Source organism: Coleofasciculus sp. F4-SAH-05, from assembly GCF_040222985.1.
GTDB classification, from domain to species: domain Bacteria; phylum Cyanobacteriota; class Cyanobacteriia; order Cyanobacteriales; family Coleofasciculaceae; genus Coleofasciculus; species Coleofasciculus chthonoplastes.
Window position 1 is genome coordinate 1 of sequence record NZ_JAVKBY010000052.1, and the last position, 25,499, is coordinate 25,499.

Below are 25,499 nucleotides of genomic sequence, written 5' to 3' on the forward strand. Positions count from 1 at the left end.
CTATAGGTTGCTCTACGTGTTTTCATGCCTATATTTTACCATAAAAATTTGACAAACTGCGGAATATTTAATTCCTAGTTTGTCTGCTATCCTTCCCCGACTTACTGTCGTTGAAGTCGGGGAATGCCGCAATTACGTTCACGGGATCTGGAAAACCTCTCTCCAAACCTCTCTCCTACTCTTGAGAAGGCTTTGAATTCTCCCCCTTCCGTGCAACAAGAACTCTCGCATCCTCTATCCTCCCCCCTGCCACAAAAGCGAAGCATCCTTTCTCTTCCCCCCTCGTAGGGGGATAGCGGGAAATACAAATTTTTGCGGAAATATATCTCAATCTATCTCAATCTATCTCAACAAACCATAAAATGATTTATAACATTTATGAATTGTCGGGTTCAACTAATTCTGATTAATGCTATTAAAATAGATAGAGATATGTATATTGGCTGTAAAAGTGAAAAAGTGCCATGAAAAACAGTACCTTTACATTTATTGTCTTTGTTCTTTTGGCGTCTTGTTTAATCATCGCGCCGAACGTTAAATCAAGTAATACCCATTCGGTTGACTGGGGGTATAGTGGCGATGAATCACCGGAAAAGTGGGGAGATTTAAGTCCGGAATTTGAAACGTGTAAACTCGGCAAAACTCAGTCTCCTATTGACATGAACGATATGTCAGCCTCTAGCGCTGACTCTCTGGAATTTACCTATAAATATACACCCTTTAAAGTCATTAATAATGGTCATGCCATTGAAGTGGCTTACAAACCTGGGAGTTCTATCAAAATTGAGGGTAAGCGGTATGAACTTCTCCAGTTTCATTTCCATGCTCCCAGCGAACACACGGTTAAGGGCGAAGACTATCCCATGGAAGCCCACCTGGTTCATAAAAGTGAGGATGGACAATTGGCGGTCATTGGGGTTTTCCTGAAAGAAGGTCAATATAATCCATTTATTGAAACATTATGGGCGAATATACCAACCCAGAAAGGAGAGCGAATCGTTCGAGGTGTGACGGTTAATGCCAGTGCTTTACCGCCAAAAGATAAGTCTTTTTATCATTACACAGGCTCATTAACTACCCCACCTTGTACCGAAGGGGTGAATTGGTATGTTTTGAAACAGCCCATTGAGATATCATCCCAGCAGCTAGCTAAGTTTCAGTCGGTTTATAGCGGTAATGCTCGACCTGTCCAACCTCTAAATAAGCGAGTTATTAAAACCAAATAGATGTAGAGACGTTGCATGCAACGTCTCTACATCCCCATATTCCTCATTTCCATCTGTTACCTGTTCCCCAATCTTAGACGGATACAGGAGTTTTCAGAAGAGTAACAAAGTTCGATAGAATTTGTAAGCCTGCGGTGGACGATTTTTCAGGATGGAACTGAACCGCCATCATATTATCCCGCGCGATCGCAGCCGTGATCTGTTGTGATCCGTGTGTCACTGTAGCGGCGCGAATCGTCGGATCAACGGGTTCAACGTAGTAGGAATGGACAAAATAAACTTGCGGGTTCTCCGATAACTGCATCCACAAAGGACAATCCGGTTGAGTGAACTCCAAGTGGTTCCACCCCATGTGCGGAATACGGATATCAGGTTCTGGCTGAAATCGCCGCACTTTTCCGGGAATAATCCCTAATCCGGGTTCTTTTCCTTCTTCTGAACCCTCAAACAGAATTTGCAACCCCAAACAGATACCCAGGAACGGTTTCCCATTAGCAATTACCCGTTTAATCGGTTCCTCAAGTCCACGCGATCGCAAATGCTGTACAGCAGGATCAAAGGAACCAACTCCCGGTAGTACCACCGCATCCGCCTGTTCAATCTCAGCCGCGACATCCGTTATCTTGGTTGTTGCACCTGCATTCTCCAACCCTTTACAAGCCGAGTGCAGGTTGCCCATATCGTAATCAACCACCGCAATGATTGGCATGAACCGATTCCTCATTATTTTTATGGTTCAATCTATATTTTAGTGAGTTCGGTGCTTAATCATAAATGCCAACAACCATCCTTTTGACTTCCTTTCAAACCTGGTTACCTGATCAGAAATCCAATGCGTCCGATGATTTACTCCTCAAACTCCAAGCTGAGAATGACCCATTCCCGGATCAAGCCATATTTTTAACATTCCTGAGACAGCTACCCGTGGACGTATTTCCAGCCAGCGATTTAGCGATCGCGCAAATTGAACACCTGCAACCGGATGTAGTAATTTGTTGCGGTATGGCTGAATCTCGTTCCCAATTAACTGTAGAAGCTGGGGCAACCCCTCGATATGTTGTTGCTCAAGTTTATTGGTTTATTTATTATATCGTTCTTCAGAAAATCTTCAGCTTTCAAGGGTTGTCCTATTGTCTTTCCGCCTTACTTGGCAGTAAGACCAACTTCAAGACTCATTTCCTCAAAACCGCTGTAGACTTAGAGGACTTAGTAGAGGGATTAACCGAAACTGAGATGAGTTACGACGCAGGTAAATTTGTCTGTGAAGGACTCTATTATCAAGTATTAAGTTATTTGCGCGATTATGCCCCAACAACTGGCTGTATTTTTGTCCACGTTCCTGTATTAACGCCCGAAAATATATCCCCAATTATGACAGACTTTCGCTTAATTCTTTCCAGACTAGCAATTTGGGTAACGATTCAACGCCAAAATCAAAGAATAGATACAACTACTGCAGCTTAGAGACAAAGACAACCTAGATTCCTTCTCGTTTCAATAGAGGGCGACCCGAGCAAATTGAGTGGACTCCAGTTGTTAATTGATGCAAGCGGGTCGCCCCTACACAAGAACCACAGATAAGCTGTCATGCATTTAATGGATATTAGTAGAGACGTTGCATGCAACGTCTCTACATAACTGACTAATTTTCTTGACTCGCCCTCATCTTCAATTAACCTGGGCAAAACGGGTCTACTGTCTGTTAGATTGAGCAGCCGGTGGGCTTTGGCGAAAACTGATAATTAACAAACAGATAATCCCCAGATTAATAAAAACATCAGCAAAATTAAACACCGGAAAAGGCGCGAGTCGAATATGACGAAAATCGACTAATATAGGAAACTTGACGATCGGAAACTCCAGAAAATCAACCACACAGGTTAACTGTTTTCCATTAACGATACAATCATTAAAAAATCGGTCAATTCCATTCCCTAATGCGCCCCCTAAAATAAAGCCGTAGCCTAACTGCTCAATCGGTTTCAGCCGGGAACCAAACCATGCCAACCCGATTAACCCCAGACTCACTGCTAGTGATAGCCAGCGCAGCCAAACTCCGCCCTGACTAAATAGACTAAATGCCGCTCCGGGATTGAGTACATAAGTTAAGTGAAAAATATCAGGAATCAGAGGCAAACTTTCGTATAAGGCAAAATTTTGTACCACTAAATATTTAGTCAGTTGATCCACAATTAAACTAACAGCGGCAATTACCCAGAAGTAACGATTTTTTCTAAGAGACATGGTTATGGTTAGGAATGGAAAAGTTCTGATCCTTGGCAACTCTCGATGAAACCTGGTTTGTCGGGGCAGGTTTAGGGACTATCGCGCCAGCTATTGATGATAATGTTTTTTCAAAACCCGCCTTGACTAAATAGTGAATGATAAAATTATTTGACAAATGACCAATGACCAATGACCAATGACTAATAAAACAATAAATGCCGCAGGGTATACGCCACAACTGTAACCGCACAAACGATCGCTAACTGCCCTGGTAACGGATAAATTGAGTATTTCAACATGGCATCTATGAGTGGTAAATCATTCCTACTGGTCATGTTCAAAATAAGATGGAAAATCGTTAAATAGCCTATCCCGTAAAGATGAATGGTGAACAAGCCACATAAACAACTAAACCCTAGGGATTCTAATCGTAAGGGCAGACGAAATGCCAAGAAACCACAGACCCAAGCCCCGGCAATAAATCCTAATAAATAACCGAATCGGGGTTCTCTTAAATAGCCTAAACCCCCGCCTTGGTCAAAGACAGGTAAAATTAAGCCTAAAACCACATAAGCAATTTGAGACAGGACACCTGCATTTTTTCCGCCTAAACACCCAACAAGTAGAACCGCCCCAATTTGACAGGTAACGCCTAAGGAAACGGGATAAATTCCTTGGCTTGACCAATCCCAGGGCGGATTTGTCACGAAGGCTTCTAAAAAGGTGCCACCGATAGTCAGTAATAAGCCAATTAAAGCCCAAACGAGTTCATGGGGAGCAGACACTTTTACAGGAATCGTCCTTAACTCCCCCTCTATACTTGCTGGGATTGATGCTCTCCGGGAATCGGTGCTTCGCCTCCCGTTAAGCCTAATGACTCTAACATGGCATGATCATGTTCTGGCGGCTGTCCTAGGGTGGTTAGATAATGACCAATTAACATGGCATTAATCCCGGCTTTCAATCCCAGGGCTTGGAGTTCACCCATCACCGCTTCTCGTCCGCCAGCATAGCGAATGATTTGTTCAGGCAAAATCAGCCGGAAAATCGCGATCGCCTTTAGTGCTTCATACGGCTCAAGTTTCGTCTGTTCTCCCAACGGTGTTCCTTGACGCGGATTCAGCAGGTTCAGGGGTACGGATTCCACCTCTAATGCCCGCAAGGCTAGGGCTAAATCTACCCGATCCTCCCAAGTTTCTCCCATCCCCAAAATGCCACCCGTACAAGCTTGAATTCCCGCCGCTTTTAGGTGTTTAATCGTCTCGACGCGATCGCGCCAACGATGAGTGGTGACAATTTCTGGGAAAAAGTTCTCTGATGCCTCTAAGTTATGGTTATAGCGGGTGACTCCGGCTTCCTTAAGCGCCTGTGCCTGTTCTGGTGTCACTTCGCCTAAAGCACAACAGGGCTTAATATTAGTTTCGCTAATAATCCGCTGGACGGTTTCCAGAATTTGCTCAAATTCAGTGGATTTAGGGGACTGATATTTGGGTCCACGCCCTTGACTCACCAGACAAAAGCGTTTTGCCCCTGCTGCATCAGCGGCTTTGGCTTGTGCCAGAATTTCCTCTGGAGATTTGAGTCCGTAAATAGGGGAATCCTTTCCCGGATGATGGGCAGACTGGGCACAAAAGCCACAGTTTTCTGAGCAGCTACCGGATTTAATGTTCACGATACTGCATAAATCCACCCTGTTACCACAGCAGGCTTGGCGTACTTGATCCGCCGTTTCACACAGGAGCAAAATATTCTCCTGTCCCTCTATCTGCGTCAGTTGCAGCGCTTCCTCTCGGTTAATGCGATCGCCAGCTATAATTCGTTGGGCGAGAGTGTTGAGCCAGTCTCGCACTGAGGTTGGTACGGAGGCTAGGGAATTCGCCGCATCCGGATGGAGTGAATTGTCAGACTGTCGTAATGGCGTTTGAACCACACTTAAACCCTCGCTTTGCACTTCGACGGCTTGGTCGTGATGTCACAACCGATAGAACCGCAACTTAACACTATACCGTATATCCGACATTCTGCACCAATCCTGTCTTACCGGATAATTAGTAACCTGTAAATTCCTCAAACCATTACAAATGACCAATAACAAAGGACAAAGGACGATCTCCACCGTTAACTTTAATTGTCCCCTCCGACTTAACCTTCTCTTTACGAATGAAGGGTATCCTGCAAGAGACTTACGGTTAACCCTGAACTTCGACAAGCTCAGCTACCGCGAAGTCGAAGGGTTGTGTAACTATCTTTGAGGTTTGGTCAAATGGTGTTCCGTCTTGCTTTCATGAATCCAACTCATATCGTTCGCTCCATTGCCGTGTTAACCTTGGCAGTTGGTCTAGCCGCGTGCAGTGGAAATCAAGGCACTGAGACTACAGGAGAAGACACTGAGCCAACAGGTAGTGCGGGTGGAGAAGGTGACAAACTTGCCCTGGCTGAACCTGTAGCACTCACAGGTGCTGGTGCATCGTTCCCCGCCCCGATTTATCAGCGTTGGTTCCAAGAACTCAACAGTCAATATCCCAAACTGCAGGTTAACTATCAATCCGTCGGGAGTGGCGCTGGCGTGGAACAGTTTTCTCAAGAGACAGTAGACTTCGGCGCTAGTGACGTTGCCATGAAGGACGAAGAAATCTCGGAAGTTGATAGAGGTGTTCTCATGCTGCCGATGACGGCTGGCAGTATCGTATTGGCATACAACCTGGAGGGGGTAGAAGAACTGAAACTGCCACGGGATGTGTATGTGGATATTCTCCTTGGTAACATTACCAACTGGAATGACCCAGCAATTGCGGCGGTAAATGAAGGTGTAGATTTGCCTGATCAGCCGATTACCGTGATTCACCGTTCCGATGGCAGTGGTACCACAGGTGTCTTTACAAAACACCTGAGTGCGATTAGTCCGGAGTGGGAAGAGCAAGTTGGTGAAGGCAAAACCGTCGAGTGGCCCACTGGCGTTGGCGCAAAGGGAAATGAAGGGGTTACGGCTCAGATTCAACAAACGGCGGGTGCGATCGGCTATGTCGAATACGGCTACGCCAAGAATAATGACCTGAACTTTGCTGCTTTAGAGAACCAATCTGGGAATTTTGTCACGCCCAGTGATGAATCGGCGTCCAAGACGTTAGAAGCGGTTACGTTACCAGAAAATCTGCGGGCATTTATTTCTGATCCTGAAGGCGAGGAATCCTACCCCATTGTTACTTATACTTGGCTGTTGGCGTACAAAGAGTATGAGAATCCGGAGACGGCGAAATCCTTAGAAGCAACAATTGAGTATATGTTGACGGAAGGTCAAGAAATTGCCCCAGAGTTAGGGTATGTGAAGCTACCGCAAAATGTGCGGGAAAAAGTGGCAGAGGCAGCTGATGTGATTAGCGACGAGTATGACATTGAGGTGAGTGAATAGCATCACAGAACCTGATAGAGATAAGAGAGTTGGAAGTTAAAATGCTTCCACTTAGTGGGGGCGGGTTTAAAAGCAGCAACGATAACCGTGAAACTCGTCCCGCCATCCGTTTTCCGCGAAGATCACTAAGCGTCTTCCCCTTCTGCCTCCTGCCCGGTTGGTGAGCCTGTCGAAGCACTGCCTCCTGCCTCCTGCCTTTTTGCACTAGGTTTGATCAGTTCACTGGTATCCTTAAATTCTTAACGTCGGTTCACGTTCATTAATTATGACCACACCAGCTGAGTCCCATTCAGCAATACTTCCCCAACGATCTGTCAGTGAAAAAACGATAGATCGGGGGTTTGTCTGGCTGGCTCGCCTCTTGGCGTTGTCAGTCGCAGGCATTTTAATCTTTATCGCGATCGCAGTGGGCATAGAAGCTTTGCCCGCGATTCGGGAATTTGGTCTGAACTTTCTGGTCAACAGCGCCTGGAATCCCGTAGAACAGAATTATGGGGCGTTACCCATGATCTATGGGACGCTGGTGAGTTCCGCGATCGCACTATTGTTTGCTGTGCCTCTGGGAATTGGCACTGCACTCTTTTTGAGCGAAAACTTTCTGCCCAAATCAGCGCGGACGATGCTCGTGTTTATGGTAGAACTGTTAGCGGCGATTCCCAGTGTGGTTTACGGGCTGTGGGGTATTTATGTTTTAGTACCTTTCCTTTTACCGCTTGAGAACTGGCTAAATGATACCTTTGGCTGGATTCCTCTGTTTAGTACAGAACCCACGCGGGTGGGTATGTTTCCGGCGGGGATTATTTTAACGATTATGATTTTGCCGATTATTACGGCAATTTCTCGCGATTCCTTAGCGTCTCTACCTCCAGACTTGCGACAAGCCTCTCTAGGGTTGGGAGCCACCCGCTGGCAAACCATCTTTCGGGTTCTGATTCCGGCGGCATTTTCGGGCATTGTTGGTGGCATAATGTTAGGGCTAGGTCGAGCCATGGGGGAAACCATGGCAGTCACCTTGCTGATTGGTAATGCCAATCAACTTAATTTCTCTCTACTCGCCCCCGCCAATACAATTGCCTCCCTATTGGCTAACCAATTTGCCGAAGCGTCAGGTTTACAGGTAGCGGCGTTAATGTATGCCGGGTTTGTGCTATTTGTTTTAACCCTAATCGTGAACATCCTGGCAGAGTTGATTGTGCGCCAAGTTAAGAAATTTTAATCATTCAAACCTGAAAACCCTGCCCGACTAGCGCGTTAGGTCAACAATGAAAACCTAAGAAGTTTATGTCAGAAAATCTCCCCGATCAACAAGCTGAAGACTTTCCCCCTCACAGGTTTACCCGTTCATACACGAATGGGCGATCACTGTTTGGGATCATAATGACCATCTTAGCCGGAGCTTGTCTGGTTATTGCCTTGATCCCGTTGTTTGCGGTGATTATCTATGTGATCATCAAAGGATTTAACCGCCTCAACTTAGACTTATTTACTCAGTTACCCCCGGCGGCGGGTTTATCCGGTGGCGGTGTTGGTAATGCAATTGTCGGCACGTTGATTATGATTGCGATTGGAGGGCTGATTAGTGTTCCCATTGGGGTTTTAGCCGCCGTTTATCTGTCTGAATTTAGTTCTGGTCCAGTTGCTCGCTGGATTCGCTTTGCCACCAACGTCTTAAGTGGTGTCCCTTCAATTATTGCTGGGATATTTGCTTATGGGATTATTGTGCTAGGACCGGGATTCATCCCCTGTTCAGGTAGCTTTTCCGCATTGGCGGGAGGTGTCGCTCTGGCGGTACTGATGCTACCGATTATTATCAGAACCACGGATGAAGCCCTGCAAATCGTGCCTCAGGATGTGCGCTGGGCGTCTGTGGGTGTGGGAGCGTCGGAATATCAAACAGTATTAAGAGTTGTTTTGCCTGCGGCGTTACCCGCGATTCTGACGGGAACCACCTTGGCAGTAGCTCGCGCTGCTGGTGAAACAGCACCACTTATTTTTACAGCTCTGTTCACCTTCTTTTGGCCCTCAGGGATATGTCAACCGACTCCCTCCCTAGCCGTGTTAGTTTACAATTTTGCCACCTCGCCTTTTTCAGATCAACAAGAATTAGCCTGGGCAGCGTCTTTAATCCTTGTGTTTTTAGTCCTATTAACCAGTGTTCTCTCTCGCTGGGCAACCCGGAAAAGCATTTATTGATGAATTGTCAAATTAACCCACCTGTACAGGAATGGGAGATTCAGGTGAAAAGATGTCAAAATCTTAACCAAATATACTTGTTGTAGCCGAACATAACCTCAAAATTCAGGGGTAATTATCATGGAATCTAATCAAAAAGTTGCCAGTACAAATTCAGCCAATGAGCAATCAACGGAAACAGTTTTACGCACGAAAAACCTGGATATTTACTATGGTTCTTTTTTGGCAGTTAAGGGAGTGAATCTAGCCATACCCAGAAACAGGATCACAGCTTTTATCGGTCCTTCAGGTTGTGGAAAAAGTACTTTGCTCCGCTGCTTCAATCGTCTCAACGATTTAATTGATTCATTTCACATTGAGGGTAAGGTTTACTATCGCCAAAAAGACCTTTATCACAAAAGCGTTGATCCGGTAGAAGTACGACGACGGATTGGCATGGTGTTTCAAAAACCCAACCCATTCCCCAAATCAATTTATGACAATATTGCTTATGGTGCCAGGGTCAATAACTATAAAGGGAATCTAGATGAATTGGTAGAAAGTTCCCTACGCGCTGCCGCCTTATGGGATGAGGTCAAAGATAAGCTGAAAACCAACGGGATGTCACTGTCTGGGGGACAACAGCAGCGGTTATGTATTGCCCGTGCGATCGCGATTAATCCGGATGTGGTATTAATGGACGAACCTTGTGCGTCTCTTGACCCGATTTCCACCCTCAAGGTTGAAGACTTAATGCATGAGTTGAAACAAAAGTACAGTATTGTAATTGTGACGCACAATATGCAGCAAGCCACACGGGTGGCTGATATGACCGCCTTCTTCAATGCTAAAGCGACAGAAAAGGGGGGGAAACAGGGGTATTTAGTCGAGTACGACGAAACCGAAAATATCTTCCAAAATCCCAAGGAGGAAGCCACGAAAGACTATGTAAGCGGACGTTTCGGCTAAGTTTTATCGTCCCCAACAAACCCTTGCTTCATCCCACGGATATACAGTTCCAGATGGGATTGAATCCAGTCGGCAGTTTCAGGATACCCTAATTCAATGGCGAATCCAGTATACTGTATGTATTGCTATTCGACAGGACAAATCTATGAAGAATGAGAAAATCTTTTTAAGGGTTACTAAATACGAAAAGAACCAACTCAAGCAAGAGGCGGCTAAAAGAGGGATGACTCAATCTGAGTTAATCAGGAGTTTTATCGCTCAATTGCCGCCCCCTGTGTAGTTTGGGAATCTCCTTACCTCCGATTCCCCCGCCTTATATCCCGTCGCTAAAAGCGAAGGTTTTACGGCGGATCAAGATAACTGGTTAGTTCAAGGATGACGACTTTCAACCTTGTCAATCAAGTCCTCCGCCATCTCCACCGCCATCAGGATCAGTTTTTGTTCGAGCTGTCCTTGGTGTCCCTCATCACTGATTGTGGCGTAAATATGAGGATTAGCCAGCATCCCTGCGAGTAATTGGGATGCTATTTGTTTAACGTCATTCGTTTTTGAGTCCATGTTTAACACCTCTGGAATACAGTAACATTTTCGGGGGTTTGGTTACCAAACCCCTACCCAAATCCTCAAAACTCAAAACTATGGATCACCAATCCGGGTTAGGATCGATTTTACTTTGAAACTTTTATCTATGGTGAATGATGCTTATGAAGCGCTACTTATCCCGTCTTGTTGCCCTTGTCCTCGTGGTTGCGATCGCACTAACGGGGTGTTCGTCGTCTAGCAGTACTGGTTTGGTTGGTAATTATCGCCAAGATACCCTGACTGCCTTGGACTCCTTAAGAGCAGCTATTGAACTACCAGACGATGCGCCTGAAAAGGCAGAGGCTCAGTCACAAGCGCGTCAAAGCATTAATGAGTATATTTCTCGCTATCGTCGAGATGGCTCTGTCGCTAACCTGAGTTCGTTCTCCACCATGAGAACAGCTCTCAATTCTCTGGCTGGTTACTACAGCTCTTATCCCAATCGTCCCTTACCCCAGAAGCTCAAAGATCGTTTAGAGCAAGAATTCCGGCAGGTGGAACGAGCGATAAGACGCGGTGCTTAAATTGATGGGGGAGAGCAGGGCGTGTAGGGGCGGGTTTTACCGATAACATTTTGCTACCCACCGATAACTTGACGAAACCCGCCCTTGTAGGGGAGATGGGGGAGATGGGGGAGCTGGGGTTGTAGAGACGTAGCATGCTACGTCTGGAAGCAGGATAAGTTGGGTGCAACTGTCCGGAAATAGGACAGAACGCTCAGAACAAAAAAAGAACGTGCTGACTTTGGCATAATTTGTCGATTAGTTCGATCGTCTGTTAATACTAAAGACACCGACTTGTCCTTCTTTTTTGGTTTTTGTAGGAATGTCCAACGGTCTTGTCCCTAGAGGATGGCATTGGCGCTATTATTATCGCGCACTGGTAGCTGCTTTGCTGACGAGTAGCATTATCACTCAGGGCTATGGGGTGAAAACGGCTCATGCACAAACGGCTGCCTATTGCCACTTTACAGATGATGCGATCGCGCAAAAAGACAGCCTGCGCCAGGGTGCGATTAAAGGAAATCCAGATTTCAATAACCGCTATAAAGCCATCGTCAAGCAACACGCTGATGTTTTGCGCCAATGTCGCGATCGCACCTTCCCCCAAGACCAAGCGATCTGGCTACGCTTATATGCCTGTGATGTTCGCGCAGGTGCGATTGATGAGATTCTGGATCGAATTGTCAATCGAGGCTACAACAAGGTCTATGTTGAAGTCTTTTCTGATGGTCAAGTCTTACTCCCCGCTTCAGATAACCCCACCCCCTGGCCCCCCGTTGTGCGAACGCCGGGATATGAACGGGTTGATTTATTAGCCCAGACGATTCAAAAAGGACATGAACGGGGATTGCGGGTTTATGCCTGGATGTTCTCGATGAACTTCGGCTACAGGTATGCTCAACGCAGTGATCGGCAAGGGGTTCTGGCTCGCAATGGTCGCGGTCAAACCAGTTTATCCTTTGTTCATGACCAGTCCCAAGTCTTTATTGATCCCTATAATAATCAAGCTAAAACCGATTACTACCAATTGGTTCAAGCGGTGACAAAACGTCGTCCTGATGGTGTTTTATTTGACTATATTCGTTATCCGCGTGGCAGTGGCTCAGATTCAGTTGTCACTAAGGTAAAAGATTTATGGATCTATAGTGATGCGTCTCGACAAGCCTTATATAATCGCGCTCTTAATAATCAAGGGCGAGAACTGATTCAGCGTTATGTACGGGATGGTTCGATTAGCGCGGGCGATGTGGAATCAGTCAAAACGCTCTATGCTAATGAATCTACCCCAATGTGGCAAGGGCGATCGCCTGAAAGTTCGGATAGTGCAGCCTCGATAAACTGGCAATTGTGGCAGCTTAGCGTCGCTCATGCGGCTCAAGGGGTGTTAGATTTTCTGTCCATGGCAACATTACCGGTGCAACGGGCGGGAATCAAAGCTGGAGCCGTATTTTTCCCCGATGGTAATCAAGTCGTGGGGCGAGGGGGGTATGATTCCCGACTGCAACCTTGGGATCATTTTTCCCCATCTTTAGAATGGCATCCCATGTCTTACGGCGTTTGCGGTCATACGGGTTGTATTGAGAGTTTAGTTCGACGAGTGGTAGATAAGGCACCCCTGAATACCCAAATCACACCAGCACTAGCTGGAACCTGGGGAAAATCGGTTAGCAATCGCCCCTCTCTAGAAAAGCAAATGCAGGCAATCCGCCAGCGAATTCCCAATGTTAGTGGCATTAGTCATTTTGCCTTTTCCTGGCAAGATCCCCAATTTGACCGCGATCGCAAGTTCTGTCGGTTACAGTGAAGTTTTATCAGTAACTTTGTCCAGGCGATTACTATGGGCGGAGTCGTTCGTAAGGCAAGTGAAACACCCATGGTAATGCTGCAATTGAGACAAATTAGTGTACCCCCCGGACATCGGGTGCTGTTGTATGAGGTGGGTTGGTCGGAATTTGAAGCAATTTTAGCGGAATTGGGAGACCATCGCGTTAGTCGAGTGGCTTATCTCGAGCAAACGTTGGAGATTAGGATGCCTTTGCCAGAAGATGAAAAAGCCAAGATTATTATTGGAGATTTATTAAAGATTTTACTCGATGAATTAGAAATTGATTGGGAACCCTTCGGATCAACGACGTTTAAACGACAAGATATGATGGCGGGAATTGAACCCGATGATTGTTTTTATATCCAAAATGCCGCTCGGATGATTGGGCGAGAACGTCTGGATTTAACCGTCGATCCGCCACCTGATTTGGCAATAGAAATAGATGTAACGTCTAAGACTCAGTTGAGTGCTTATCAGGTGTTAGGGGTACCGGAAATTTGGCGCTATCAGAATCACCGCTTGCAAATTTATGTGTTGCAGTCGGGAACGTATATCGAGTCGGCGACGAGTTTGACGTTTCCTGATTTTCCCGTGATTGAGGAATTTTCTCGCTTTTTAGAGATGGCGCGACTATCGGGAACAAGTCAGGCTTTAAGGGCGTTTCGGCGATGGGTGAGGGACAGGGGAAATTAGGGGTTGCTGTAGGGAGTGTTGTGGTGGGGTTAGAGAGCAGGGGAAGCTGGGGAAGCTGGGGGAGCTGGGGGAGCCGGGGAAGCCGGGGGAGCCGGGGAAGCAAGGGTACATGTCCTTGTGCGAGCATCTTGCTCGCTACTAATACCCAATTTAAATGCATGACAGTTTAGGACGAGCGTCTTACTGGCTATTTTGCATAGCTTTTTAACTATATATTGACAAATTCAATATACTATGCTTTTAACAGACTGGATTTTTCGGTAGCTTAAAATACAGACAGTCTGAAATCTTCACCGTTTCCCGATGTGCCATGGCACGTCTGGAACATCCTCTCCATGCACAGAGGTGTTGTCATGATATCCGAAACCGTCAAGGTTCTTTTCGTTGATGAGGACGAAACTCATTATAACCGAATGAATCGGTTACTCAACAGCCTCGACACAATTCATGTTCACTTGGATTGGGTAACAACTCCGGAAACGGCGTTGACGCTAATTCGCGCTCAATCTCAACATTATGATGCTTATTTCATCGATGTGGGTTTCCCTGGAGTCGAGGGTGATGATGGGTTAATCGAAGAATTATCAGGGACTACATCTCCAGTCATCGTCTTGACTCCTTCTGCACAAATCGGCTTAACCGCATTGAAAAAAGGAGCAGCGGACTATTTAGTTTATGATCAACTCAGCACTCCCCTAATCGAGCATTCCTTGCGCTTAACCCTTGCTCATAGTCAAACTCAGAAACAACTGCATACCTGGACTTCAGAATCCCAAGTGCAGACCGAGGCATTACATGAAATTATTCTCAGTACCATTTCTGATACTGTATTTATAACTGATGATCGTGGGAACTTTACGTTTGTTTGTCCCAATGTTCATGTTATTTTTGGCTATTCGCGCCTAGAGACCCAACAATTCGGGAATATTTGCCACATTTTAGGAGACAATTGGCTTGACTTAAACCAACTGAAAGCAGAGCAAGAAATCACTAACATTGAACGGCAAATCATCGATAAATTTGGCAACTTTCATAATTTACTGATCAACGTCAAGCAAGTTGCCATTAATGGTGGAACCATCCTTTATACTTGTCACGACATCAGCAAACGTAAACAGGATGAAGTCCACATTCGCGAACTGAATAACCAACTCGAACAACGGGTCAAAGAACGGACTACTGAATTACAACAGATTAATGCCCAATTAGTACAAGAAATTCGCGAACGTCGCCAAATTGAGCATAGCTTGGCAGTTAGTGAGGAACGATTTCGCGGTATTTTTGATCAAGCAGCGGTGGGTATTGCTCAAGCAACTTTGGATGGTGCGTTTATAGTCGTTAATCAAAAATTTGCGGATATCATTGGCTATACCTGTGAAGAAGTCTTAGCCAAAAGCTGGCAAGATATCACCCATCCTGATGACGTGGAAGCGGATGAAGCTTATGTGCGTCAACTTTTAGCCAAAGATATCGACCGCTATTCTATAGAAAAGCGGTACATCCATAAAGATGGAAGCGTGATTTTGGTGCAAATTCATACCACCCGATTACAGGAACCTTCCGGTGCGCCCCAGGCTTTAATTGGTGTTATTGAAGATATCACCCAACGCAAGCAAATTGAATGTCAATTACAAGACTATCGCAATCACTTAGAAGACTTGGTTGAACAGCGTGCAGTGCAACTGGTGAGGACAAATCAACACCTTGAACAAGAAATCAGTGAACGTCAACGGGCTGAATCGGCGATCTATTTTCAGGCACGTCTTTTAGATTTAGTTAATCATGGGGTTATAGCGACAGATTTATCCGGGATGATTACCTATTGGAACCACTTCGCTGAAATCCTTTATGGGTGGTCAGCAACTGAAGTCATTGGTCGTGCAATTATAGAGGTTCTCGCCCCGAAAAATCATCAAGAAAAAGCTATTGAAATAATGCAAATTTTGCAGAGGGGTGAAGGTTGGACTGGCGAATTTTGGGTACAACATCGAGATGGCACGATATTCCCCGTGCAGGCAACCAATTCTTCTATCTATGATGAAACAGGTCAATTTATTGGCATTGTTGATGTTTCCTTTGATTTAACCGAACGCAAGCAGGTTGAAGTAGCGCTACAACAGGCAAATGCAGAATTGGGGATTACGGTACAAGAAAAAAACCGCAGTTTAACCCGTGCAATTCAGCAATTACAGGAAGAGATTCGCCAACGCAAACAGGCACAAGATCAACTTCAATTAATTACAGATGCCTTACCCGTTTGTATTGCTTATCTGGATGCCGATTTACGCTATCAGTTTGCTAATAAAACCTATCAAACTTGGTTTGGATTATCACCGGAGGTGATTTGCGGCAAGACTGTTCCTGAGGTGATTGGAGAGGATGCCTATCAGCGCGTGCGTGGGTATTTAGAACGAGTCATTGGAGGTGAGTATGTCACCTATGAGACCGAGATTCCTTACCATTCTGGTGGAACTCGCTATGTTTTCGCGACTCTAATTCCCGCCTTTGGTGACTCGGTGGATTCAGACAACTCTCGCCCTATCCAAGGCTATTATGCCCTAATTACAGATATTAGCGATCGCAAGCGGATGGAGTTGGCATTACGGGAAAGTCAACAGAAATACCAAACCCTATTTGATATCTTACCGATTGGCTTTTCTATCACGGATGAAACGGGACATATTATTGAAGCGAATCCTGCCTCAGAAACCATTTTAGGCATCTCCCTTGCTGAACACACTCAACGCCACTATAATGCCCCGGAATGGCGAGGAATTCGACCCGATGGTACACCCATGCCTAGTCATGAATTTGCCAGTGTGATTGCCTTAACTGAAAATCGAGTGGTGAAAAACTCGGAAGCAGGAATCCATCAACCGAATGGTGAAATTGTCTGGTTATCGATTACAGCTGCCCCGATTTCGTTACCCGGTTATGGTGTCGCTATCGCTTACCTGGATATTACTGAACGCAAAACAGCGGAAATGGTTCTGCAACAAGCCAAAGACGCAGCAGATGCCGCCAATCTCGCTAAAAGTGAGTTTCTTGCCAATATGAGTCATGAATTGAGAACCCCGCTCAATGCTATTTTAGGGTTCACGCAACTGATGAGCCATGACCCATCTCTTTCTCCTCAGCACCAAAACTATTTGAGTATTATTAATCATTCCGGTGAGCATTTGCTGGCATTAATTAACGATATTTTATCGATGTCCAAAATTGAAGCTGGACGGATGGCAATTGAAGCCAAGAGCTTTGATTTGTATCAGTTGATGGATACGATTAAGCAAATGTTTCGGGTTAAGTCTGCCAATAAATGTTTAGAATTCATCACCCAACGCTCACCTCAGGTTCCTCGCTATGTGCAGACGGATGAAAATAAATTACGTCAGGTTTTAATTAATTTATTAGATAATGCCGTTAAATTTACGGATAAGGGGAGAATAACGCTAACCTTAGACATGGATGAGTTAAATACTCTACAGGTTTCAATTCAGGATACAGGTCAAGGTATTGCTACCGACGAACTTGATTCCTTATTTGAGCCATTTGTCCAGACAAAAGTGGGTAAAGACTCTCAAACTGGGACAGGTTTAGGGTTAGCGATTGTGCAGCGATTTATTCAGATGATCGGAGGAGAGATTACTGTCAATAGTCAACTGGGAGAAGGAACACAGGTTGAGTTTTCGATTCCGATTACTCCTGCTGAAGCCACTGAAGTCATCTGTCAGTCTCACCACAATCGCGTTCTCAGAATTGCACCGGAACAACCCAGCTACCGCATCTTAGTCATAGAAGATAATCCAACCAGTTGTCAACTGTTGTGTGAACTGTTGGAGACTGTAGGATTTGAGGTGCAGTGTGCTGAAAATGGTCAACAAGGCATCACGATATGGGACAGTTGGTATCCTCATCTCATCTGGATGGATATCCGAATGCCTGTCATGGATGGCAAGGAGGCTACCCGATGGATTCGTGACCAAGAAAGGCAGAAAGAGACATGGCAAAATGACTGTTCAGCGACAGTGATTATTGCCATTACTGCCAGTGCTTTTACGGAGGAAATTCAATCATTTTTAGATAGCGGTTGTGATGATTTTGTGATTAAACCGATTCAAGAGGGGATCATCTTTGAAAAAATGGCACAACATTTAGGGGTGCGTTATCTCTACAACGATGCTACATCCGTTGTCTCATCAGACTCAGGTGATTTTCTGCCTACCTTGACCCCAGAACGGTTAGGACTAATGCCCGAAACGTGGCGGGTTCAACTCAATCAAGCCGCCAGCAGTCTTGATGAAGAACTTATGCGTCAACTGGTTGAGCAAATTCCCGATTCTCATCGTAATTTGACAACAGCTTTACTTCAATTAATCGATGAGTTTAAATTTGATCAAATTGTGAATTTGACTATGGGGAATGAAAAATTGCGGGAATGGGAAATGGGGAATGGGGAATAGGCAATCCCATTCCCCTCAAATTTAGCCGCCGTTTTGTACAACTGATGGGCGGATCACTGACGGTTCAAAGTGTCGTCAATCAAGGCACGACGTTTATTTTTAGTCTTCCCATCCAGGTTGCTCCCCCTTGTGACGATTTGCCTCCAGTCTCACCGAAACGAGTGATTGGGATCACCGACAATCAACCGCAGTCTCGTATTTTAATTGCTGATGATAGTCCTAGTAATCGCCAACTTTTGATTCAGCTACTCACCCCCATCGGATTTGAGATACAAGTCGCCGAAAATGGTCAACAAGCTGTAGCCGCGTGGGAACATTGGCAACCGCACCTAATTTGGATGGATATGCGGATGCCTGTGATGGATGGTTACGAATGTTGCTGACACCAGAACATTTAGCGATAATGCCAAATGAGTGGACTAGGCAACTTCATCAAGCAGCTAGCAGTCTTGATCATGAACTCATGAACCAACTCATTGAGCAAATTCCACCGTCTGAGATTCCCTTAGCGGAAGCCCTTACGGATTTGGTGAATGAGTTTCGGTTTGACACCCTAATGAATCTGACGCAACCCTTTTACCATGAGTAACCCAAAGAATCCCGGCTATGTCTTAATTGTTGACGATCAGCCCAACAATCTACGTCTGTTATCGACAACTCTCACCGAGGCAGGATATCGGGTCAGAAATGCCATTAGTGGCAAAATGGCATTAATGGGGATTGAAAAAGCGTTGCCGGAGCTTATTTTGCTGGATATTATGATGCCGCAAATGAATGGGTATGAACTGTGCCAGCATTTAAAATCCGATGAACGCACTCAGCACATTCCAATCATTTTTTTGAGCGCGTTGGATAATGAATGGGATAAAGTCAAAGCCTTTGAGGTAGGAGGAACCGACTATATTACTAAGCCCTTTCATGTGAAAGAAGTGTTATCGCGGGTGAATAATCAACTGATGGTGGTTCGCCAGCAACAGCAAATTGTCGAGCAAAATCAGCAACTAAATTATCAAAATCAACAACTTCAGCAGCTTAACGGCGAGTTAATCCGCTCGAATCAAGACTTAGAAGAATTTGCCCGCATCGCCTCTCATGATTTGCGATCGCCTCTGCAAACAATGAAAGCCTTTGGTCAGCTTTTTTGCCAAAAATACCAGAGTTTGTTGGATGATAAAGCCGCTCACTACATGAATCGAATTTTAGAAGCAGGCGATCGCATGGAAAAGCTCATTCAAGATTTGCTGAACTATTCACGAGTCGAGACTCAGGGGGAAGAATTTGAACCCACCGACTGTAATCAGGTGGTTGAGTCCGTTTTGGCGAATTTAGACAGTGTGATTCAAGGGCAGGATGCTGTGATTACCTGCGAACATTTACCCATCGTCATGGCAGATGGCATCCAACTGGTACAACTCTTTCAAAATTTAATCAGTAATGCCCTCAAATTTTGCTCCCCGGAGGTTGCACCGGAGATTAAAATTGCGGCAGAATTGCGCCAAAAAACTTTTTCATTGAATGATGAATCCCCGATTTTGCCGCCGAGTACGCCAGAACCCCTTGAGGTGAATGAATGGGTGTTTCGGGTGGAGGATAATGGGATTGGTGTGGAAGCTGCGTATTTTGAACGAATTTTTAAGGTATTTCAACGTCTACACACCAACGAAGAATATCCAGGAACCGGGATTGGTTTATCGATTTGTCAGAAAATTGTGGAACATCACGGCGGACAGATTTGGGTGGAATCGTCTTTAGGCGTGGGAACAACGTTTTATTTCACGATTCCGGCGTTATTAACTCCGGAGGCGGAGAAACAGGGGGAGTAAGTAGGTAGGGATAACAAAAGTTAACGGCACAGATCGTCATTGCTTAGTAGCAAGTAAGATGCTCGCACTACATACAACGATACAGCACTTTCCGCTCTTATGAGAAGCGACCTAATCATAAATATACTGTAGGGGCGACCCGCCTGCATCAATGAACACCCCCATCCACTCAATTGTATCGGGTCGCCCTTTACTCAAACGGCGCTTTACCGGACATGGAACCTATAATCACGAGATGCGGATAAATTTTTATCATGGGTGATTTGCCGGACATAATATGAAATATAATGGTGCGTTACGCTTTGCTAACGCACCCTACAGTTTGGTAATAACCGGACATGGAACCTATAATCACGAGATGCGGATAAATTTTTATCATGGGTGATTTGCCGGACATAATATGAAATATAATGGTGCGTTACGCTTTGCTAACGCACCCTACAGTTTGGTAATAATTTGACGGCAATTTTGTGATAATTTGTCTGGTTGCAAATTGTATTTTTTTTAACGCATAGGTTCGCAGAGGAATTGGGGGGTAGGTGTCTCTATTACTCGTTCCCTGTCAAACCCAAGATGCCAATGTTGTACAAAATCGCTCAACTTCGGCTTCGGTGTTGTAATAATGAACCGAAGCCCTTAACACAGACGCTAACCCGCGTGCATCCATATCTAATCGCGTGCCTTGGGCGGCAGAAACCGAGAGATTTATCTTTTTTTTACTCAGTAATTGCTTCATTTCACTGGGGTCTTTTTCGGCAACTGTAAAGCTAATAATCCCACATTTTTTCTGACCTAAATCCTGAACTGTTACCCCATCAATTCCATTCAATTGCTCACGCAAATTGTCCGCCAAACCACTAATCCGATGCTCAATCGCTGCTAGTCCCCAATTTAATGCATAATCAACCGCCACGCCTAACCCAATTTTACCGGCATAGTTGGTTTCCCAATTTTCAAACCGACGGGCATCGGCACGAATTTTAAATGTATCCCGACTCAGCCATTCAGCCGCCTGCATATCCAAAAAGGGCGGTTCTAATTGCTCAATTACCCCTTCTCTGACATATAAAAATCCAGTGCCTCTGGGTCCGCGTAAGTATTTACGTCCCGTCGCTGAGAGCAGATCACAGCCAATTTCTTGCACATTAATTGACATTTGTCCCACGGATTGACAGGCGTCGAGTAAATATAAAATCCCGGCGTCTTTTGCTACTTTCCCAACTGCTGCGGCTGGGTTAACTAATCCCCCATTCGTGGGAACATGGGTAATCGCAATTAACTTCACCCGCTCATCAATCGCTTGGCGTAATTGAGGAATAGAAATTTGCCCAAATTCATCATTGGGAATCACCTCAATGGTTGCCCCAGTCTTCCTCGCAACTTGCAGAAACGCAATGAAATTACTACCATATTCCGATACGCCTGTAAGGATGCGATCGCCTTTTCCTAAAGGTATGCTATAAAACCCCATATCCCAGGCTCTAGTGGCATTCTCAATCAGGGCAACTTCTTGGCGCTGACAGCCTAATAAAGTCGCTATAGCATCATATACCTGTTCCACTGCCTCAACTTGCTGTGCTGCCGCTTCATAGCCACCCATTTGGGCTTCTAACTGTAAATGCCCAACAACGGCATCTAAAACCAACTGCGGCATTAATGCTGCACCCGCATTATTAAAATGTAAAACCGTTTCACAGCCCGGTGTGTCTTGACGGGCGCGTTGCCAATCCAATGTCATGAGCAAAAAAGTACCTGGGCATCAATTCTGTCCGCTGCACTCAGAAATGTGAACAAGCATCAAATCCCTACTGTTCCCTGTTCCCTGTTCCCCATTCCCAACCGTCAACTTGAATATTGTCCGACTATTCATGCTACCTTAGAAAGGTTGTCAAAAATCGCACATTCAGGATTTCGGGTGTTTCCCACCAGGAAATCCGCCTGAATGGAGGATAAACCCGAATAAGGAGTTTAAATTAATTATGCCAGTCGTCTCTTTGGCTCAAATGATGGAAGCCGGGGTTCACTTCGGTCACCAGACCCGCCGCTGGAATCCCCGGATGGATCAGTACATTTATACTGCCCGGAATGGCGTTCATATCATTGATTTGGTGCAAACTGCCCAGTTGATGGAAGAAGCCTACAGCTACATGCGAACTGCTACCGAACAAGGAAAACGTTGTCTGTTTGTCGGGACCAAGCGGCAAGCGGCGGGAATTATTGCCCAAGAAGCTAGTCGTTGTGGTGCGTACTACGTCAACCAACGCTGGTTGGGGGGAATGCTGACCAACTGGGAAACCATTAAAGGGCGGGTTGAACGATTAAAAGAATTGGAACGCCGGGAAGAAAGTGGTGCCCTTGACCTCTTGCCGAAAAAAGAAGCGGCGGTACTGCGCCGGGAACTGGGCAAGCTACAAAAATATCTCGGTGGCATCAAGATGATGCGGCGCATCCCCGACATTGTGGTGATTATTGACCAGCGCCGGGAATACAATGCCATCAAAGAGTGTGAAAAACTCAGCATTCCCGTGGTATCGATGCTGGATACGAATTGTGACCCGGATGTGGTCGATATTCCGATTCCCGCCAATGACGATGCGATTCGATCGATTAAACTGATCATTGGTAAGTTAGCCGATGCCATCTATGAAGGGCGTCACGGGGAACTGGAAACAGAGGACGAGCAAGAGTTTGCCGAAGCCATCGAGGAGATGGAAGACGAATACAGCGAGGAAGATATGGACTCCTTTGAGTCAGACATGTCAGACATGGAGGACAGCGCCGAGGAAAACCAGGACAGCGCCGAGGAAAGCCAGAACAGCGCCGAGGAAAGCCAGGACAGCGCCGAGGAAAGCCAGGACAGCGAAGAATAAGCGGCGATGCATTTTTAGGCTCACCCGATACACTGGGGTTATCTGTCCGTTGTTCAGTGGCACTGAGTAGTTACCGGAACTGATGGGTCTAAAGCCCTGCTCTTGTAGGGCAGCTTTTCTGGATAAGGCAAACGCCTTAGAATAACTATGGCAACACAAAAGCCAACAGAGCGAGTAAGTGTTCAATTTAGTCTATGAGTTTAAACTCAAGCCAACCCGCGCCCAAGCTACCCTATTTGAGGAGTGGCTGGAACAATGCCGTAGGGTCTATAACTACGCATTGCAAGAGCGCAAAGATTGGGTAAACTCACGCAAATGTTTAATGAACGCTTGCTCAATTCGACATGAATATATCATTCGGACTGATGCGAAAGCGCCAACTTATAAAAGCCAGTGCGAAAAACTAACCCAGGCAAAAAAGCACATTCAGGCACTTAAACAAGTACAGTCTCAAGTTTTGCAGCAAACGCTTAAGCGTTTGCATCAGGCATTCGAGGGGATGGGGCGAGGGTTCTTGGGTAAGCATTGCCTGGACGCTGGCTGGGGTCAGTTTTTGGAGATACTTCAAGGGTGCTGCTTTAAGCGTGGCATCTATTTCCAAAAAGTAAACGCTAAAGGCACTTCCTTTACTTGCCCCAAATGTTTAGAGGAGACGGGCAAAAAGAAACTGTCTGAACGGCTCCACAAATGCCAATTCTGTGGCTATACCTGCGACAGGGATACAGCCGCCGCTCAAGTTGTCAAGCTGAGAGGACTAGAAGCCGTAGGGCATACGGCTTAAGCTTTCTGAGGGTAAAGCTTTCGTCCCGGAAGACGTTAAACTCTGGCTCCCTATGAAGAAAGAATCCTCACGCCTTCAGGCTGAGGAGTGTCAACAAACCGGAGTAATGGTTAGACTTACCGATTTGCTCCGGTTTTTGTCCGATTTGTTCCAAGATAGTGCTAATCGTTAACACGACAAACAACAAAGGAGGAATAAAGATTAAGATGGCGGAAATATCAGCAAAACTAGTCAAAGAGTTACGGGAAAAAACTGGCGCAGGCATGATGGACTGCAAAAAAGCGCTCAAAGAAAACGAGGGCGATATGAACAAAGCCATCGAATGGCTGCGTCAGAAAGGAATTGCCTCAGCTGAGAAAAAATCCGGTCGGATGGCGGCTGAAGGTATTGTGGGCAGCTATATCCACACTGGGGGACGAGTTGGTGTCTTAGTGGAGGTCAACTGCGAGACGGATTTTGTGGCTCGTCGCGAGGAATTCCAAGCCTTAGTCAAGGATATCGCGATGCAAGTGGCAGCTTGTCCGAATGTCGAGTATGTTTCGGTGGAGGATATTCCCGCCGCTATTTCCCAAAGAGAAAAAGAAATTGAAATGGGGCGTGATGACTTGGCGAAGAAACCGGACAATATTAAAGAGAAGATTGTTCAGGGGCGGATTGAGAAACGGTTGAAGGAATTATCATTAATGGATCAACCTTATATCCGAGATCAAAGCAAATCCGTCGAAGAGTTGGTCAAAGAAACTGTTGCGCTGTTAGGAGAAAATATCCAGGTGCGTCGCTTTACCCGCTATGTTCTGGGTGAGGGGATTGAATCGGAATCATCAGACTAAACGTCGCGTCGCTGAAGCCGTTCCAATTCAATAAAAATACACCTAAGAACTTTAACAGTGGTGGGTTACGGCGGATAGTTGATTAAATGGGTACCGCCTTAATGAAAGTCCGCCTAACCCACCCTACGTTTTTTGGTAAAAAGGAGACCTATCGGGAGCAGTAGCAGATAATGGTGAGCGCAATTGAACTGATTGAGCAGGACTTAGCTAAGATGGAGGGAGCGATCGCACATCTGGCTTCCCAACTTCACGACAGTTACGCCACCTATTTGACCGTGTTGGGGCAAACCGTGCAAAAACAGTTAATGCTGGCAGGTTACCAGGTATGTACTCAAGGCTATCCCGACGCCTTTTTAAGTTTATCCTTCAATCAGCGCCAAAATCTACAGCAAGCCTTGCGTCAGATTGGTAAGGAAGGACAAGACGAGTTAATCTTACACCTACAGCTTCCTCAAGACCTATCCTCAACCCTGGACGATGAGCTAGAAGACGAGGATGAGGAATTAGAACTGCTGGTGGAGTTCACAGAATCCTTGGCGGAAACGACGACGAACCCATCTCCAGATTCAGCCCTCACCCCCCAAAAACCGATTCTGCCGGATCAACTGCTACAGTGGCAAGATATGCTCGAAGACCAAATTGCTCTCACCTTGCAAACGGTTTCCGTGGAGACGAATCATCTTTTACAACAAGAGGGTATTATTCCTGATAAACTACCCCCAACTGTCCTGGAAGCGGCGACCAAAGCGGATGCGGCGGGTGAAAGCAGTCCGGGTTCAAATCTACTCAACCTTTTAGTCGAAACCCAAACGCCTGAGGATGACGATGATTCAACCCTAACCCGAATTATTGCGGTTAATCTGCGCCTATCTGAAATTGAGTTTACAGAACCGCAATTGGTCAAAGTGCGGAATCAAATCCGTAACCTGCTTGCCCATACCACTAAATTTCAGCGACAATATCGTAAAAAACAACGGGAGTGGACTGTGGTTCAAGCTGAAGCCGCATGGCGGGCGAGTTGGTTTGAGGATTAGTTGTTCGTCATTTGTCATACTCGCTTCGCAAGAAGCAAGCTACGTCATTTGGGATTAGCCCTGGCTTGTCGTGAGTCGTTCGTTATTTGTCCTTAC

Annotated in this window: 23 protein-coding genes and 1 pseudogene; 18 read left to right on the forward strand and 6 right to left on the reverse strand. The window is 45.8% G+C overall.

What is annotated here, in order from left to right; all coding sequences use genetic code 11:
- The first annotated feature begins 464 nt into the window (after positions 1 to 464).
- Positions 465 to 1,226 carry a carbonic anhydrase gene (locus RIG27_RS05665; protein WP_446343232.1) on the forward strand — a complete coding sequence of 254 codons (762 nt, stop codon included), beginning with the start codon at positions 465 to 467 and terminating at the stop codon, positions 1,224 to 1,226.
- A gap of 73 nt (positions 1,227 to 1,299) precedes the next feature.
- On the opposite strand, the gene hisH is transcribed toward RIG27_RS05665, so the two are convergent.
- Positions 1,300 to 1,935 (reverse strand): imidazole glycerol phosphate synthase subunit HisH, encoded by a 636-nt coding sequence (hisH, locus tag RIG27_RS05670; protein ID WP_446341038.1) that lies wholly within the window; start codon positions 1,933 to 1,935, stop codon positions 1,300 to 1,302.
- A 65-nt stretch (positions 1,936 to 2,000) separates the two neighbouring features.
- Here hisH and RIG27_RS05675 point away from each other — a divergent pair, with 65 nt between their 5' ends.
- Positions 2,001 to 2,690, forward strand: coding sequence for a peptidase C15 (locus RIG27_RS05675; RefSeq protein WP_446343235.1), 690 nt, complete (start codon positions 2,001 to 2,003; stop codon positions 2,688 to 2,690).
- A 228-nt stretch (positions 2,691 to 2,918) separates the two neighbouring features.
- Here the strand turns inward: RIG27_RS05675 and lspA are convergent, their stop codons facing one another.
- The 3 genes from lspA to bioB all read right to left on the reverse strand — a co-directional run bounded on the left by lspA (position 2,919) and on the right by bioB (position 5,382).
- Positions 2,919 to 3,470, reverse strand: a complete 552-nt coding sequence (gene lspA, locus RIG27_RS05680; protein ID WP_446343237.1) for a signal peptidase II — start codon at positions 3,468 to 3,470, stop codon at positions 2,919 to 2,921.
- A 182-nt stretch (positions 3,471 to 3,652) separates the two neighbouring features.
- Positions 3,653 to 4,237, reverse strand: coding sequence for a biotin transporter BioY (locus tag RIG27_RS05685; RefSeq protein ID WP_446341035.1), 585 nt, complete (start codon positions 4,235 to 4,237; stop codon positions 3,653 to 3,655).
- 29 nt (positions 4,238 to 4,266) lie between these two features.
- Positions 4,267 to 5,382, reverse strand: a complete 1,116-nt coding sequence (gene bioB / locus RIG27_RS05690) for a biotin synthase BioB (protein ID WP_446343239.1) — start codon at positions 5,380 to 5,382, stop codon at positions 4,267 to 4,269.
- A 333-nt stretch (positions 5,383 to 5,715) separates the two neighbouring features.
- Between bioB and pstS the strand changes: the two genes are divergently transcribed.
- The 5 genes from pstS to RIG27_RS05715 all read left to right on the forward strand — a co-directional run bounded on the left by pstS (position 5,716) and on the right by RIG27_RS05715 (position 10,282).
- A complete protein-coding gene (gene pstS, locus RIG27_RS05695; RefSeq protein ID WP_446343241.1) occupies positions 5,716 to 6,861 on the forward strand; it encodes a phosphate ABC transporter substrate-binding protein PstS in 1,146 nt (381 codons plus the stop codon).
- Between the two features lie 265 nt (positions 6,862 to 7,126).
- Complete coding sequence (gene pstC, locus RIG27_RS05700; RefSeq protein WP_446343243.1) at positions 7,127 to 8,077, forward strand: phosphate ABC transporter permease subunit PstC; 951 nt, start codon at positions 7,127 to 7,129, stop codon at positions 8,075 to 8,077.
- Between the two features lie 65 nt (positions 8,078 to 8,142).
- Positions 8,143 to 9,054, forward strand: a complete 912-nt coding sequence (pstA, locus tag RIG27_RS05705; protein ID WP_446343245.1) for a phosphate ABC transporter permease PstA — start codon at positions 8,143 to 8,145, stop codon at positions 9,052 to 9,054.
- Positions 9,055 to 9,174: 120 nt separating this feature from the next.
- Positions 9,175 to 10,002, forward strand: a complete 828-nt coding sequence (gene pstB, locus RIG27_RS05710; RefSeq protein ID WP_446341030.1) for a phosphate ABC transporter ATP-binding protein PstB — start codon at positions 9,175 to 9,177, stop codon at positions 10,000 to 10,002.
- 145 nt (positions 10,003 to 10,147) lie between these two features.
- Positions 10,148 to 10,282: a plasmid mobilization protein gene (locus RIG27_RS05715; RefSeq protein WP_446341029.1), complete on the forward strand. Its 135-nt coding sequence runs from the start codon at positions 10,148 to 10,150 to the stop codon at positions 10,280 to 10,282.
- 89 nt (positions 10,283 to 10,371) lie between these two features.
- Here RIG27_RS05715 and RIG27_RS05720 read toward each other — a convergent pair whose 3' ends face one another.
- Positions 10,372 to 10,560: a hypothetical protein gene (locus tag RIG27_RS05720; protein WP_006103047.1), complete on the reverse strand. Its 189-nt coding sequence runs from the start codon at positions 10,558 to 10,560 to the stop codon at positions 10,372 to 10,374.
- Positions 10,561 to 10,706: 146 nt separating this feature from the next.
- On the opposite strand from RIG27_RS05720, the gene psb27 reads away from it, so the two are divergent.
- The 7 genes from psb27 to RIG27_RS05755 all read left to right on the forward strand — a co-directional run bounded on the left by psb27 (position 10,707) and on the right by RIG27_RS05755 (position 19,888).
- Positions 10,707 to 11,108: a photosystem II protein Psb27 gene (gene psb27, locus RIG27_RS05725; RefSeq protein WP_446343248.1), complete on the forward strand. Its 402-nt coding sequence runs from the start codon at positions 10,707 to 10,709 to the stop codon at positions 11,106 to 11,108.
- Between the two features lie 301 nt (positions 11,109 to 11,409).
- Positions 11,410 to 12,891, forward strand: a complete 1,482-nt coding sequence (locus RIG27_RS05730; RefSeq protein ID WP_446341027.1) for a family 10 glycosylhydrolase — start codon at positions 11,410 to 11,412, stop codon at positions 12,889 to 12,891.
- A 69-nt stretch (positions 12,892 to 12,960) separates the two neighbouring features.
- Entirely contained in the window at positions 12,961 to 13,605 is a 645-nt protein-coding gene (locus tag RIG27_RS05735) for a Uma2 family endonuclease (RefSeq protein WP_446341043.1), read from the forward strand.
- Between the two features lie 353 nt (positions 13,606 to 13,958).
- On the forward strand, positions 13,959 to 18,065 hold the full coding sequence (locus RIG27_RS05740; protein WP_446343250.1) for a PAS domain S-box protein: 4,107 nt from the start codon (positions 13,959 to 13,961) through the stop codon (positions 18,063 to 18,065).
- A complete protein-coding gene (locus tag RIG27_RS05745; RefSeq protein WP_446343252.1) occupies positions 18,041 to 18,448 on the forward strand; it encodes an ATP-binding response regulator in 408 nt (135 codons plus the stop codon). Before RIG27_RS05740 ends, RIG27_RS05745 begins: the two co-directional genes overlap by 25 nt.
- On the forward strand, positions 18,439 to 18,654 hold the full coding sequence (locus RIG27_RS05750; RefSeq protein WP_446341024.1) for a hypothetical protein: 216 nt from the start codon (positions 18,439 to 18,441) through the stop codon (positions 18,652 to 18,654). Before RIG27_RS05745 ends, RIG27_RS05750 begins: the two co-directional genes overlap by 10 nt.
- Positions 18,647 to 19,888: a response regulator gene (locus RIG27_RS05755; protein ID WP_446343255.1), complete on the forward strand. Its 1,242-nt coding sequence runs from the start codon at positions 18,647 to 18,649 to the stop codon at positions 19,886 to 19,888. The genes RIG27_RS05750 and RIG27_RS05755 overlap by 8 nt, the downstream gene beginning before the upstream one ends.
- A gap of 562 nt (positions 19,889 to 20,450) precedes the next feature.
- On the opposite strand, the gene RIG27_RS05760 is transcribed toward RIG27_RS05755, so the two are convergent.
- Positions 20,451 to 21,626 (reverse strand): aminotransferase class V-fold PLP-dependent enzyme, encoded by a 1,176-nt coding sequence (locus RIG27_RS05760; protein ID WP_446343257.1) that lies wholly within the window; start codon positions 21,624 to 21,626, stop codon positions 20,451 to 20,453.
- A gap of 241 nt (positions 21,627 to 21,867) precedes the next feature.
- Here RIG27_RS05760 and rpsB point away from each other — a divergent pair, with 241 nt between their 5' ends.
- The 4 genes and pseudogenes from rpsB to RIG27_RS05780 all read left to right on the forward strand — a co-directional run bounded on the left by rpsB (position 21,868) and on the right by RIG27_RS05780 (position 25,403).
- Complete coding sequence (rpsB, locus tag RIG27_RS05765; protein WP_446343259.1) at positions 21,868 to 22,758, forward strand: 30S ribosomal protein S2; 891 nt, start codon at positions 21,868 to 21,870, stop codon at positions 22,756 to 22,758.
- Positions 22,759 to 22,936: 178 nt separating this feature from the next.
- A pseudogene (locus tag RIG27_RS05770) lies at positions 22,937 to 23,711 on the forward strand (zinc ribbon domain-containing protein).
- Positions 23,712 to 23,745: 34 nt separating this feature from the next.
- Positions 23,746 to 24,369 carry a translation elongation factor Ts gene (gene tsf / locus RIG27_RS05775; RefSeq protein ID WP_446341021.1) on the forward strand — a complete coding sequence of 208 codons (624 nt, stop codon included), beginning with the start codon at positions 23,746 to 23,748 and terminating at the stop codon, positions 24,367 to 24,369.
- A gap of 170 nt (positions 24,370 to 24,539) precedes the next feature.
- Positions 24,540 to 25,403 (forward strand): hypothetical protein, encoded by an 864-nt coding sequence (locus RIG27_RS05780; protein ID WP_446343261.1) that lies wholly within the window; start codon positions 24,540 to 24,542, stop codon positions 25,401 to 25,403.
- Positions 25,404 to 25,499: the final 96 nt, after the last annotated feature.